Source organism: Mesorhizobium sp. WSM4847 (genome assembly GCF_055811335.1).
On record NZ_JBVVPY010000011.1, the window covers coordinates 218,467 to 231,513 of the forward strand.

Sequence of the window (13,047 nt, forward strand, 5' to 3'; positions counted from 1 at the left end):
ATCAGGGCAATCGTTCTGGCTTTCGCGCAACAGTGCGATGACTGTCGCAAGCCGCTGAGCGCATTTCGGCAGGAAACGACTTACTTCTGCCGCACTTCGGCTGTCCGGGAGGGGTCGCGGAGGTTGGATCAAGCCTTTCGGCCGGAGTGGAATTCTAGAGTTGAAGAAGATTTGTATCCTTGTCCTTGCCTTGCTCGTTGCCGGCTGTGGCGGCCGGCAGACCGAGGAACTGCTCGGCAGCGTCATGGTGTCGGCGCCGGTGACCGATATAGCCGGCAACCACAGCATCTTCATCGCCACGACGCGCAAGCGCTCCGACGATCCCAGCAAGGTTTTCGACCGCGAGCGCTCGGCCACGCTGAACTATGCCCGCGTCAACGTCACCGTGCCGGGAACCCACGAAGCCGGTCAGATCGAGCGGCGCTCGCGCGGCAAGTCGAACGACCCGGCCAAATATTTCATGGCCTCCGACGTCGTCGGCTACGACACCGCGCCGAAATTCTCCAACGCGCTCAGTGCCGACATCGCCGCGCGCGGCGGCCGCGTCATGCTTTTCGTCCATGGCTACAACACCGGCTTCGACGCCGCCGTCTACCGCGTCACCCAGATCGCCCATGATTCCGGCTACCCGGGCACGCCGGTGCTGTTTTCCTGGGCATCGGGCGCCAAGACCCGGGACTATGTCTACGACAGGGAAAGCGCCAGTGCTGCCCGCGACCAACTGGAAGTCACGCTGAGAATGCTCTCCCAGACCGGCGCGCGGCGCATCGACATCGTCGCCCATTCGCTGGGGACCTGGGTTACCATGGAAGCGCTGCGCCAGCTCGCCATCAATGGCGACCGCGATCTCAGCGGCAAGCTCGGCGACGTCGTGCTGGCCTCGCCCGACATCGATGTCGACGTGTTCAAGAGCCAGATGCGCCGCTACGGCAAGCCGAACAAGCCATTCATCCTTCTACTGTCCGACGACGACCGTGCGCTGCGGCTCTCCGGCCTGATCGCCGGCTCGCGGCCGCGCGTCGGCGATTACAAGGACGCCGCCGACCTCGCCGACTATGGCGTGAGCGTCGTCGATCTCTCCAGCGTCAAGGGATCGGATCGCTTCAACCACACCAAATTTGCCGACAACCCCGAGCTGGTGAAGATGATCGGCCAGCGGCTGCGCGAGGATGACGGATTTGCCAGCGACCGCGAGGTGACAGACCGCATCAGCCTGCTCGGGCAGTGAGGTGCGTTCGAAGACTTTTCTCGTCGTAGCGTTTGCGCTCGCTGTGACCGGCTGCGCCGGCCGCAAGACACACGACCTTCTCAACATGACGACCGTGACGGTGCCTGCCTCCGACATCGCCGCCACGCATGAGATCTTCGTCGCCACCACCCGAAAAAAGGCGACGAAGGACCCGCGGCAGGTGTTCGACGGTGACCGTTCACCGACCACCAGTTTTGCCAGTGTCGAGGTCACCGTCCCGAAAATCCATCAGGTCGGCGCCATCGAGCGGGTCAGGGGTTCTGCCAACAGCAATCCGGCGAAGGATTTCACGGCAACCGAGGTCGAATTCTACGAAGGCGCCCCGCAATTCGCCAAGGCGGTCGGCGCCGATATCGCCATGCGCGGCGACCGCGCTCTGGTTTTCGTGCACGGCTTCAACAACGGTTTCGACGACGGCATCTACCGGCTGACGCAGATCGCGCACGACACAAAATACTCCGGCACGCCGGTGCTGTTCTCATGGGCGTCGAGCGGCAAGACCACGGGCTATATCTACGACAAGGAAAGCGCCAACGCGGCGCGCGACGATCTCGAAGAGACGTTGCGGATGCTGGCCAAGACCAAGGCCAAGAGCATCGACATCATCGCCCATTCGATGGGCACCTGGGTGACGATGGAGGCGCTGCGCCAGCTTGCCATCACCGGCGACCGTGATCTCGGCGACAAGCTCGGCTATGTCATCCTGGCCTCGCCCGACATCGATGTCGATGTATTCAAGAAGCAGATGATCCGTTACGGCAAGCCCGACAAGCCTTTCGCCATCCTGCTTTCGGGCGACGATCGCGCCCTGAGGCTGTCCTCCCTGATCTCCGGCGACAAGCCGCGCGTCGGCGACTATGGCGACGCGGCCGACCTCGCCAGCTATGGCGTGTCGGTGGTCGACTTGAGCAAGACCAAAGGCGGCGACCGCCTGAACCACGCCAAATTCGCCGACAACCCGTTCCTGGTGCAACTGCTCGGCGACCGGTTGCGCGCCCCGGCCGGCCTGGCATCAGACGAGGTCGATCCGGCGCAGCCGATCAACAATCTCGGCCAGGGCATCGGCAAGGCCGTCGGCTCCGTCGCCGAGATCGTCATCACCACGCCGTTCAAGGTGCTGACCATCGCGACCGGCGGATGAGGAGTGGACACGCCCTTGGTCGTTGTCAGACGAACAGGTCGACCTTCTGGAACGTCGTCACGTCGATCAGGCCGACGTCGGAAATCCTCAGTTCCGGGATGACGACCAGCGCCAGCAGCGAGTGCTGCATGTAGGCGTTGTTCAGCGAACAGCCCATCTTGCGCATTGCCTCGGTCAGCTTGTCGGCCTTGGCGGCGACGATTTCGGCGCGCTCGTCCGACATCAGGCCGGCGATCGGCATTTCGACCAGCGCCAGTTCCTTGCCCCTGGAGAACAGCACGACGCCACCGCCGACCTCGCCCAGCCGGTTGACCGCCAATGCCATGTCCTGCTTGCTGGTGCCGACGACGATGATGTGGTGCGCATCATGCGCCACGCTGGAGGCCATGGCGCAGTCGCTCATATAGCCGAAGCCGGAGACGAAGGCGTTGGTGACGCCGCCCGTGCCGCGGTGGCGCTCGACCAGCGCGATCTGGCAGACGTCGTTGCGACGGTCCATGGCGACCAGGCCGTCCTCCACCGGAAGATCGGCCTCAAGCGCCCGCGTCGGCGCCTGGTTCTCGATCACGCCGATGACCCGCACCCGAATTTCGTTGGCGCCGACAGGCGCCACGATGTCGAAATCCCCCGGTTTGAGCTTCTTGCCGAGCTTGACGGTGTTCTTTGCCGTCTTCGGATAGTCATAGGCCGGAATGTCGATGTCGAGCTTGCCGCCCTTGGCCAGCCTGGCGCCGCGGCCATAGACTTCGTCGATGGTCATTGCGGCCAGATCGGAAACGATCAGCAGATCGGCGAGCCGCCCCGGTGCGATCGACCCCAGCTCGCGCTCCAGCCTGAAATGCTGGGCGGTGTTGAGCGTCGCCATCTGGATCGCGGTCACCGGCTTCACCCCCTGGCTGATGGCGTGGCGGACCACCCGGTCCATATGGCCTTCATGGACGAGCGTCCCGGAATGGCTGTCGTCGGTGCACAGGATGAAGTTGCGCGGATCGAGCCCGCCCTCCGTCACCGCCTTGATCTGCGAGGCAACGTCGTACCATGCCGAGCCCAGCCTCAGCATTGCCTTCATGCCCTGGCGGACGCGGGCGATGGCGTCCTCGGCGCGCGTGCCTTCGTGGTCGTCCTCGGGGCCGCCGGCGACGTAGCCGTGGAACGGCAGGCCGAGATCGCGCGAGGCATAATGGCCGCCGACGGTCTTGCCCGCCCTCACCGTCGCGGCGATCTCGCCGGCCATCACCGGATCGTTGGCAGCGACACCGGGAAAGTTCATCACCTCGCCAAGTCCGACGATGTTCTCCCAGCCCATCGCCTCGGTCACATCGGCAACCGTCAGCTCGGCGCCGGCATGCTCCAGCCCAGGTGCGGAAGGCACGCAGGACGGCATCTGCACAAGGACGTTGATCGGCATGGCGACCGCCTCGTCATGCATCAGCCGCACACCCGGCAGGCCGAGCACGTTGGCGATCTCGTGCGGGTCGATGAACATCGAGGTGGTGCCATGCGGGATGACCGCGCGGCAAAACTCCGTCACCGTCACCATGCCGCTCTCGACATGCATGTGCGCGTCGCAAAGGCCCGGCACCAGATAGCGCCCGCCGGCGTCGACCACCTTGGTGCCCTGGCCGATGGCATGGCCGGCATTCGGCCCGCAATAGGCGAAACGGCCGCCGGCAATGGCAATGTCTGTGCCGGCGATGATCTCGCCGGAATGAACGTTGACCCAGCGCCCGTTGCGGATGACGAGATCGGCGGGCCTCCTGCCCATGGCGACGTCGACCAGATGCGTCGCCGCCTCGGCCCAGGGTTTTGGTTTCGTCGCACGCGCGGTCTTCGCCATGAGGAGACTCCTGTTTTCCCGACTGTGCCAAGCCGCGCGGATTTTGACCAGCGGGGAACTTGTGGGTCGTGTGCGGCTACGCGGTCTTCACCTCTCGTTGCCGGAGGCGCCGTCGGCGGCGCTGCGAGGCGCCGTCCACGACAAAATGCCTCAACCGGAAGGCGAGTCCGTTTGCGGCAAATCAGCTTGTTCGGGAGTTTCGATCAGGAAATCGGCCGCTCAAGTATCGCCCCGCTGTTCCCTGTCGCGGCAGTTGAGAAGCTCGACCAGATCGTCGGCCTCTTCGATCGGCATGTCGATCAACGGGACGCCGACCTCGACAACCGGCAGTCCCGTGAACACATCGATGATGTCCCATGTGCCTTCAGGTGTCTTCTCAATGTCATAGCGTTGAGTCATGGGGTGGAGAAAATAGCGGGTACAGGAGAAGTCGGCGCGTTTACTCGGTTATCGCTCGTTTGGGCTCCGGGAATGCCGAAACGGTTCCCGCCCGGCCTGATCAAGCGCCTCAAGCAATGGGACAAAGGTGCTGGGCAGTCGTGGGTCTATGGCAAGATTCAGCACGCCGTGCAGGTGCCGGCGATAGTCTTCGGAACGCAGCAATCGCCGTACCGCGTTGGCAACAGACTTCCCTTGTCCTGCGTCAAACTCTGCCATGTCAGGGGTTCCAGTAGCTTTAGCCCGAAACTCAGCCGCTCCGAAATGGTTCCGGGATGATTTTGATCAAGTTTGAATCAGTGGATGGCCCGTCGCTGCTGACCGGCCTGCAGCCGCCAATTCTCCAACGTCTGCGATTGGCCGAAAGCCGCCGCGCCTTCGTCATCCTAGCGACGCGGCGCAGACCCTGGGATCCATTCCGTGACATCCGCCGAAGAATGCAACGGCTCAGAATAAACGCGCTCCGTAGCGATCCTTCGCGCCCCCCTCTGTCCTGCCGGACATCTCCCCCACGAGGGGGGAGATCGGCCTTCATCACTGATTTCGCCAACACCAACCTGGCAAAAAAGGACGCTGTCCGCGAAGCTGCCGATCTCCCCCCCAAGTGGGGGAGATGTCCGGCAGGACAGAGGGGGGCGCCTCGCTCCGCCATCAAAAGGTTCTGCACCGCAGCAGCGCACCAAGTTTGCCCGTGCCAATCCTGCTGAGAAACCTTCGTGACACAGTGACACGGCTGTGCCAAACAGGGCCAACTGTGCCAGCGAGCGTGGAGAAACTGGTAAACTCAGCAGACTTAAAATCTGCCGCCACTACAATGGCTTACGGGTTCGATCCCCGTCGCTCGCACCACCTCACCTCGGACTTAAAATCCCTCGATCTCTGATCGTACGGGTTCGATTCCCGTCGTCCGCACCAGCAACGCCGACGCCACAGCGCTGGTGCATGCAGGTTCCGGCTTGGATCACACCCGGATCGGGTTCAGCTTCAGATGCTGGATCAGGATGATGGTCTTGGCGTCAATAATGCGGCCGTCGTGGATGCCGGCCAGCGCCTCGTCGAGCGGCATTTCCAGGACCTCGATGTCTTCGCCTTCGTCCGGCGCGCCGCCGCCGTCGGAGATGCGGTCGGTCGGCGAATAGCGGGCGACGAAAAACCAGAGCCGTTCGGTCACGCTGCCGGGGCTCATGAAGGGCGAAAACAGCCGTTCGACGTCCTTCAGCCTATAGCCGAGTTCCTCTTCCGCCTCCTTGCGGATGCAGGTTTCGGGATCGTGTTCATCGAGCAGGCCGGCGCAGGCCTCGATCAGCGGCTCGCGGTGGCCGGTGGCGTAGGCCGCGTAGCGGAACTGCCGCACCAGCAGAACCGTCGAGCGCTCCGGGTCGTAAGGCAGGATCACCGCGCCGTCGCCGCGATCGTAGGTCTGGCGGATCTGCGTCTCCCACTGCCCGTCGCGCCGGCGATAATCGAGGACGGTCTTTTTCAGGACTGCCCAGTCGTCGGAAAGGACTTCCTCCGAACGGATGCGAATGCGGTCTTCCATGGTGAACTCCGTGTTGCCGGCGAGGCGTAGCGGTGATCGGGCCTTCGCGCAATCCCGACAGCAATTCAGGGCAATCGCTTCAGCGAAGGATCGCGGCTTCATCCAGCAGAGGCGCGCTTCACCGCCTCGTGTATGGCGCGGGCGCAATCCATTGCCTAAATAGCGACAGCCCCTCCCCGGAGTTTCCTGATGACCCCTTCCCTTTTCCAGCCGATCACGCTTGACGGCCTGACCTTTCCCAACCGCATTGCGGTGGCGCCGATGTGCCAGTATTCCGCCGAAGACGGCTCGGCCAGCGACTGGCACCTGTACCACTGGATGAACCTGGCGATGTCCGGCGCCGGCATGGTCACCGTCGAGATGACCGACGTCGAGCGGCGCGGCCGCATCTCGCATGGCTGCCTCGGCCTTTATTCCGACGACAACGAGGCGGCCGCCCGGCGCGCGCTGGATGCGGCCAAGCGCGTCGCTGCTCCCGGCACCAGGTTCGGCACGCAGCTTGCCCATGCCGGCCGCAAGGCCTCCAACCAGAAACCTTGGGAAGGCGGCGGGCCGCTGAACGCCGATCAGGACCCTTGGCCGATCGTGTCGGCCTCGGCAATCGCCTACGACACGGGCTGGCAGGTGCCGAGGGCGCTGGAGGATGAGGAGATCCTGCAGATCATCGAACGCTTCGCCGAGGCGGCAAGGCGGGCCGAACGTGCCGGCTTCGATTTCATCGAATTGCACGCCGCGCACGGCTATCTGATCTTCCAGTTCCTGTCGCCGCTTTCCAACCAGCGCACCGACCGCTGGGGCGGCTCGCTGGAAAACCGCATGCGTTTTGTCGTCGAGATCGCCAAGGCAGTGAGAAAGGCAGTGCCCGGGCTGATGCTCGGGGCGCGTCTGTCGGTCAAGGAATGGGTCGATGGCGGCTTCGACGTCGACGACGCAATCGAAGTGGCCAAGGCGCTGAAGGCAACGGGCGTCGCCTATCTTTGCTGCTCGAGCGGCGGCAATTCGCCCCTGCAGAAGCTGCCGGCAGGTCGCGGCTACCAAGTGCACCTGGCGGAGGCCGTTCGCAACGGCGCCGGAATCCCGACAAGGGCCGTCGGCCTGATCGACGATCCGAAGCAGGCCGAGGCGATCGTCGCCGAGGGCCGTGCCGACATGGTGGCCCTGGCCCGCGCCTTCCTCGCCGATCCGCGGTGGGCGTGGCGCGCCGCGGCCACCTTCGGCGAAAAAATCCAGCCGGCGCCGCAGCTTGCCCGCTCGGTGACGACGATGCAGCACTGGATGAAGGCGGCCGGCTGACCGGCCCGATTGCAGGGCCGCCGCCGCAACGACCGTTACCCCGAGACATTTGCGCACGCCGAGGGGCGTGCAACCAAATCAGCGGCTCCGCGTTGGCGGCGATGATGGACAGCAAGCCTTTTGAAAAGCCGGTCGTGGTCGAACTTGGCCGTGTCGGCAAATACCGTGAGATCCGCAGCACCCAGGAAGCTGCGGAGTGCCTGATGACCGTCTGGCCGCTCAATCGTGGCCCTCGGCATCGCGATGCTCTCGACACTTGCCTAAAAGTGCTGGAAGGTTATCGTTCGACAGCGGATGCGCGCCGGGCATTGGTAGAGGCCGCCATGGAATCGGACGTGCTGGTTCCCGAAGAGAGATTGCCCGAAGGCAAACTGCCCGACCGCAAACCGCATTGAGCAACCCGAGCTTTTTCCACTGGAGGATTTCATGGCCAAGCTGACCTACAAGATCGTCGAGCATGACGGGGGCTGGGCCTATAAGGTCGGCGAGACATTTTCGGAGACGTTTCCTACTCACGAGGACGCGCTGCGCGCCGCCGAGATCGCTTCGGCCGAACAGCAGGTCGCCGGCACCACCGACGGCATCCAGTACGAGGACGCCGAAGGCAAATGGCACGACGAGCTCGCCGACGGCCGGGACCGGCCGCAAACCGAAGTTTCCGATTAGGCTGGTGTCGTTCTCGCACCTCGGTTTCAAGAGCTGGGGCTTGACAAGTCATGCTCTTGCTATGATCCCGGACATGGCGAATTACAGTCCCGCTGGGAACGCTCACGATCAGGCGCGACGAAGAAGCGGGCTTGCCACGCAGCGGCTTTACAGGGCAGTCTGGTAGCGCTACCGTTTCATCATCGCGCGTGACCAGGGAGGAGCTTTGGGAACTGCCGCGGCCAGTCAGGAAAGCGGTTTCCTTCGAAGACGTCGCAGGAAGCATTCGGGAGGAAATCGATGGCGTCTGTCGCGATTGGCGATGTCTACAAATCATTCGGAACCGTCGAGATTCTCCACGGTGTCAGCGTCGATATAGAGGATGGCGAGTTCGTCACGCTCGTCGGGCCGTCGGGCTGCGGAAAATCGACCCTTCTCAGGATGATCGCCGGCCTGGAAAAGATCTCGCGCGGCCAGATCGCGATTGGCGAGCGCGTCGTCAACAACGTTGCGCCAAAAGAACGCGACGTCGCCATGGTGTTCCAGAACTACGCGCTTTACCCGCACATGACCGTCGCCGAGAACATGGCGTTCTCGCTGATGCTCAAGGGTGTTGCGAAAGCCGAAAGCGCTGCCAGCGTCAAGCGCGCCGCCGAAATCCTCGGGCTGGTGCCATTGCTGGAGCGCTATCCCAGGCAGCTTTCCGGCGGCCAGCGCCAGCGCGTCGCCATGGGCAGGGCGATCGTGCGCGATCCGGCGGTCTTCCTGTTCGACGAGCCGCTGTCCAATCTCGACGCCAAGCTCAGGGTGCAGATGCGCGCCGAGATCAAGGAACTGCACCAGCGCCTGAAGACCACGACGGTCTATGTCACCCACGACCAGATCGAGGCCATGACCATGGCCGACAAGATCGTGGTCATGCATGACGGCATCGTCGAGCAGATCGGGCCGCCATTGGAACTCTACGACCGGCCCAACAACCTTTTTGTCGCCAGCTTTATCGGCTCACCCGCCATGAACATGCTGAGGGGCGAAATCGCAACTGATGGCGGCTCACCGTCTTTTCGCGGCTCCGGCGGGATTTCCCTGCCGCTAGCCGCTGTACCGTCGACCGGCAGCGGCGAGCAGGTGGTGCTGGGGATACGACCCGAGCATCTGCAGCTATCCCAGGACGACGGCATTCCAGTCACTGTCGTGGTGGTCGAGCCGACCGGGTCGGAAGTGCAGCTCATCGGCCGGACGGCCGGCGGCGACGAGATCGTCGCCAATTTCCGCGAGCGCCATGCCTTCACGCCGGGCGAGACCGTACGGCTCACGCCCGAGCCGGGGCTCATCCATCTCTTTCATGGCGAAACCGGGCAGCGCTTCGACATGCGCGCCCGGCAGTAAGATCCATAAGGCCAAGACAATAAACAGGAGGAGACGAACATGAAATTCACCAGACGTGACGTGATCCGCACGACTGCCGGCGTGGCGGCCGGAGCCTTGGGAAGCCGCTTCGTCGGCTCTCCCGCCTTTGCCCAGGAGGGCTTGACGTACAAGCCCGAGGACGGCGCAAAGCTGCGGATGCTGCGTTGGTCGCCGTTCGTTCAGGGCGATGAAGACCAATGGCTGGCCAACACCAAGCGGTTCACCGAGGCGACAGGCGTCGAGGTCCGCGTCGACAAGGAAAGCTGGGAGGACATTCGCCCCAAGGCGGCGGTTGCCGCCAATGTCGGCTCCGGTCCAGATCTGATGCTGGTCTGGTTCGACGACCCGCACCAGTACCCCGACAAGCTGCACGACGTGTCGGAGCTGGGTGAATATCTCGGCACGAAATACGGCGGCTGGCACGACGGGCCAAAGCAATATGCGACGCGCGAGGGAAAGTTCCTCGGCCTGCCGCTGGCCACCATCGGCAACGCCATCGTCTATCGGGAAAGCTGGGTGAAGGAGGCCGGCTTCTCGGAGTTTCCGAAGGACACGGCGGGCTTCCTCGAGCTTTGCAAGGCCTTGCAGGCGAAGGGGCATCCGGCCGGCTTCACGCACGGCCATGGCGTCGGCGACGGCAACAACTATGCTCATTGGCTGCTTTGGAGCCATGGCGGCCAGATGGTCGACGAGAGCGGAAAGGTGACGATCAACAGCCCCGAGACCCTCAAGGCGATCGAATACGCGCAGGAACTCTACAAGACCTTCATCCCCGGCACCGAAAGCTGGCTCGACGTGAACAACAACCGCGCCTTCCTGGCCGGCGAACTGGGCGTCATCGCCAACGGCATTTCCGTGTATAACACGGCCAAGACCAACAAGGACAATGATCCGAAACTGGCTGAAATCGCCAAGGACATGCGCACGACCAGCCTGCCGATCGGTCCTGTCGGAAAATCGGTCGAGCTGTTCCAGGTGACCACGGCCGTGATCTTCGACTACACGCCCTACCCCAACGCGGCCAAAGCCTATCTGCAGTTCATGTTCGAGGAACAGCAAATGGCGGAGTGGATCACCTCCTCGGCCGGCTATTGCTGCCAGACCCTCAAAGCCTTCGAAAACAATCCTGTGTGGACGGCCGACCCGAACAATGCCGCTTACGCCAAGGCCTCGGCGACGCTGCGTCCCAACGGTTATGCCGGGCCGCTCGGCTACGCTTCGGCGGCGACCATGGCCGACTATGTCCTGGTCGACATGTTCGCCAAGGCGGTGACGGGCCAGGCGACGCCGCAGGAGGCGATGGAAGAGGCGGAGAAACGCGCCAACCGCTACTATCGCGTTTGATCGCAGCGCAGCCGGGCAGCCGCGACCGCGCTGCCCGGTCTGTTTCCCGGAACCGCGTGGCCGCCACTCAGGCCACCATGCCACTAGACCCTATGAGGAGCCGTCCCATGGCCGTGTCGTCCGCTGCCGTTCAGCCGCGTCCGTCGATCCTGTCGCGGAGCCTGTCGCTCCTGGCCGACAGCCGGAACGCGCTTAGCTTCGGCTTCATGCTGCCGGCGGCAGCGCTGCTGCTGGTCTTCCTCACCTATCCGCTCGGGCTCGGGGTCTGGCTCGGCTTCACGGATACCCGCATCGGTCGCCCCGGTATCTTCATAGGCATCGAAAACTACCAATATCTGTCGGATGACGCCGTCTTCTGGCTCTCCGTCTTCAACACCTTGCTCTACACGATAAGCGCCTCGATCCTGAAGTTCGCGCTCGGCCTCTGGCTGGCGCTCATTCTCAATCAGAACCTTCCCATCAAATCGTTCTTCCGCGCGATCATCCTGCTGCCGTTTGTGGTGCCGACGGTGCTGTCGGCCATCGCCTTCTGGTGGATCTACGATTCGCAGTTCTCCATCCTGTCCTGGGCACTTATGGAAATGGGCCTGATCGACCATCGCATCAATTTCCTCGGCGATCCGGAGAACGCGCGCGCTTCGGTCATCGCCGCCAATGTCTGGCGCGGCATTCCGTTCGTCGCCATCACGCTGCTTGCCGGCTTGCAAACGATACCGCAGTCGCTTTACGAGGCCGCCACGCTCGACGGCGCCAGTCGCTGGCAATTGTTCCGTTTTGTGACGCTGCCGCTGCTGACGCCGATCATCGCCATCACCATGACGTTTTCGGTGCTGTTCACCTTCACCGATTTCCAGCTGATCTATGTGCTGACCCGCGGCGGACCGGTCAATGCCACCCATCTGATGGCGACATTGTCGTTTCAGCGCGGCATTTCGGGAGGCCAGCTTGGCGAGGGCGCCGCCATCGCGGTCGCCATGATCCCGTTCCTGCTTGCGGCGATCCTGTTCAGCTATTTCGGCCTGCAACGCCGCAAATGGCAGCAGGGCGGAGGAGACTGACATGGCTGAGACCGCGATCAAGAAAACGAAACGGCGGGAACTCGACGAAGGCGGCATGGGCTATCTTCAGAGCCTGCCGCGGCGCGTGGTGACGGTCTATCTGCCGTTGCTGGTGTTCGTCATCGTGCTGTTGTTCCCGTTCTACTGGATGACGATCACGGCGATCAAGCCCAATCACGAGATGACCGACTACGCCAATTTCAATCCGTTCTGGGTCGTGCATCCGACATTCGAGCACATCCGCTATCTCTTGTTCGACACGTCGTATCCAGGCTGGCTGCTCAACACGATCATCATCTCCACCGCCGCCACGTTCCTGTCGCTGCTGGCTGCGGTGTTCGCGGCCTATGCGATCGAACGGCTGCGGTTTTCGGGAGCGCGGCACGTCGGGCTCGCGATCTTCCTCGCCTATCTCGTGCCGCCCTCGATCCTGTTCATCCCGCTGTCGGTGATGGTGTTCAACCTTGGGCTTTTCGACACCCCGTTCGCGCTCATCCTGACCTACCCGACCTTCCTGATCCCTTTCTGCACCTGGCTGCTGATGGGTTACTTCCGCTCGATCCCGTTCGAACTGGAAGAATGCGCGCTCATCGACGGGGCGAGCCGCTGGCAGATCCTCATCAAGATCGTGCTGCCGCTGTCGGTGCCCGGCCTGATTTCGGCCGGCATCTTCGCATTCACCCTGTCATGGAACGAATTCATCTATGCGCTGACGTTCATTCAGTCGTCGGAAAACAAGACGGTGCCGGTCGGGGTGCTGACGGAGCTTGTCCGCTCCGACGTCTATGAGTGGGGAGCACTGATGGCCGGAGCCCTGATCGGCTCGCTGCCGGTGGTGGTGCTCTATTCGTTCTTCGTCGAGCACTACGTTTCCTCGATGACCGGTGCGGTGAAGGAATAGCGCCTGCCCGTGAGCGCGCCTCTTCCTTCTCCCCTTCTTGTGGGAGAAGGTGGCCGAGCGAAGCTCTGTCGGATGAGGGGTGTTCCAGCTTGGCATCGACGGCACTCCGGCCAGCACCCCTTGTGTCTCTAGAATCATGCATGATCGGGTTGGCGGGTGACCCGGGTCATGACCGGATCACCCGCTGCGGC

12 protein-coding genes and 1 tRNA gene are annotated in these 13,047 nt (G+C 63.1%); 11 read left to right on the top strand and 2 right to left on the bottom strand.

The genetic code is table 11. The features are described 5' to 3' along the window. The first annotated feature begins 160 nt into the window (after positions 1–160). Together AC0L28_RS18175 and AC0L28_RS18180 are read left to right on the top strand one after the other, a co-directional pair. Positions 161–1,228, top strand: coding sequence for an alpha/beta hydrolase (locus tag AC0L28_RS18175; protein ID WP_473479127.1), 1,068 nt, complete (start codon positions 161–163; stop codon positions 1,226–1,228). Between the two features lies 1 nt (position 1,229). Beyond that, entirely contained in the window at positions 1,230–2,390 is a 1,161-nt protein-coding gene (locus AC0L28_RS18180) for an alpha/beta hydrolase (RefSeq protein ID WP_473479130.1), read from the top strand. Positions 2,391–2,415: 25 nt separating this feature from the next. On the opposite strand, the gene ade is transcribed toward AC0L28_RS18180, so the two are convergent. Further along, entirely contained in the window at positions 2,416–4,227 is a 1,812-nt protein-coding gene (gene ade / locus AC0L28_RS18185; RefSeq protein ID WP_473479133.1) for an adenine deaminase, read from the bottom strand. Between the two features lie 171 nt (positions 4,228–4,398). Between ade and AC0L28_RS18190 the strand changes: the two genes are divergently transcribed. Both AC0L28_RS18190 and AC0L28_RS18195 read left to right on the top strand, forming a co-directional pair. Then, entirely contained in the window at positions 4,399–4,944 is a 546-nt protein-coding gene (locus AC0L28_RS18190) for a hypothetical protein (protein ID WP_473479136.1), read from the top strand. Positions 4,945–5,425: 481 nt separating this feature from the next. After that, positions 5,426–5,514: transfer RNA gene (locus AC0L28_RS18195), tRNA-Leu, on the top strand. A 112-nt stretch (positions 5,515–5,626) separates the two neighbouring features. On the opposite strand, the gene AC0L28_RS18200 is transcribed toward AC0L28_RS18195, so the two are convergent. Next, positions 5,627–6,205 (bottom strand): NUDIX domain-containing protein, encoded by a 579-nt coding sequence (locus AC0L28_RS18200; protein ID WP_287259702.1) that lies wholly within the window; start codon positions 6,203–6,205, stop codon positions 5,627–5,629. Between the two features lie 189 nt (positions 6,206–6,394). On the opposite strand from AC0L28_RS18200, the gene AC0L28_RS18205 reads away from it, so the two are divergent. From AC0L28_RS18205 to AC0L28_RS18235, 7 genes are all read left to right on the top strand, one after another. Then, positions 6,395–7,498, top strand: coding sequence for an NADH:flavin oxidoreductase/NADH oxidase (locus tag AC0L28_RS18205; protein ID WP_128168499.1), 1,104 nt, complete (start codon positions 6,395–6,397; stop codon positions 7,496–7,498). 101 nt (positions 7,499–7,599) lie between these two features. Continuing rightward, positions 7,600–7,893 (top strand): DUF982 domain-containing protein, encoded by a 294-nt coding sequence (locus tag AC0L28_RS18210; protein WP_287248156.1) that lies wholly within the window; start codon positions 7,600–7,602, stop codon positions 7,891–7,893. A 31-nt stretch (positions 7,894–7,924) separates the two neighbouring features. Then, on the top strand, positions 7,925–8,164 hold the full coding sequence (locus AC0L28_RS18215; RefSeq protein WP_023798198.1) for a DUF2188 domain-containing protein: 240 nt from the start codon (positions 7,925–7,927) through the stop codon (positions 8,162–8,164). A 279-nt stretch (positions 8,165–8,443) separates the two neighbouring features. Next, entirely contained in the window at positions 8,444–9,532 is a 1,089-nt protein-coding gene (locus tag AC0L28_RS18220) for an ABC transporter ATP-binding protein (protein WP_473479140.1), read from the top strand. Between the two features lie 39 nt (positions 9,533–9,571). After that, a complete protein-coding gene (locus AC0L28_RS18225; RefSeq protein WP_287061964.1) occupies positions 9,572–10,897 on the top strand; it encodes an ABC transporter substrate-binding protein in 1,326 nt (441 codons plus the stop codon). A gap of 206 nt (positions 10,898–11,103) precedes the next feature. Further along, complete coding sequence (locus AC0L28_RS18230) at positions 11,104–11,955, top strand: carbohydrate ABC transporter permease (RefSeq protein ID WP_287062084.1); 852 nt, start codon at positions 11,104–11,106, stop codon at positions 11,953–11,955. 1 nt (position 11,956) lies between these two features. After that, positions 11,957–12,856, top strand: a complete 900-nt coding sequence (locus AC0L28_RS18235; RefSeq protein WP_473479143.1) for a carbohydrate ABC transporter permease — start codon at positions 11,957–11,959, stop codon at positions 12,854–12,856. Positions 12,857–13,047 lie beyond the last annotated feature (191 nt).

Bases quoted from the DNA above. Each gene is read 5' to 3' on its own strand.
- ade (WP_473479133.1), bottom strand. From the start codon at position 4,227: ATGGCGAAGACCGCGCGTGCGACGAAACCAAAACCCTGGGCCGAGGCG.
- AC0L28_RS18200 (WP_287259702.1), bottom strand. From the start codon at position 6,205: ATGGAAGACCGCATTCGCATCCGTTCGGAGGAAGTCCTTTCCGACGAC.
- AC0L28_RS18205 (WP_128168499.1), top strand. From the start codon at position 6,395: ATGACCCCTTCCCTTTTCCAGCCGATCACGCTTGACGGCCTGACCTTT.
- AC0L28_RS18210 (WP_287248156.1), top strand. From the start codon at position 7,600: ATGATGGACAGCAAGCCTTTTGAAAAGCCGGTCGTGGTCGAACTTGGC.
- AC0L28_RS18215 (WP_023798198.1), top strand. From the start codon at position 7,925: ATGGCCAAGCTGACCTACAAGATCGTCGAGCATGACGGGGGCTGGGCC.
- AC0L28_RS18220 (WP_473479140.1), top strand. From the start codon at position 8,444: ATGGCGTCTGTCGCGATTGGCGATGTCTACAAATCATTCGGAACCGTC.
- AC0L28_RS18225 (WP_287061964.1), top strand. From the start codon at position 9,572: ATGAAATTCACCAGACGTGACGTGATCCGCACGACTGCCGGCGTGGCG.
- AC0L28_RS18230 (WP_287062084.1), top strand. From the start codon at position 11,104: ATGCTGCCGGCGGCAGCGCTGCTGCTGGTCTTCCTCACCTATCCGCTC.
- AC0L28_RS18235 (WP_473479143.1), top strand. From the start codon at position 11,957: ATGGCTGAGACCGCGATCAAGAAAACGAAACGGCGGGAACTCGACGAA.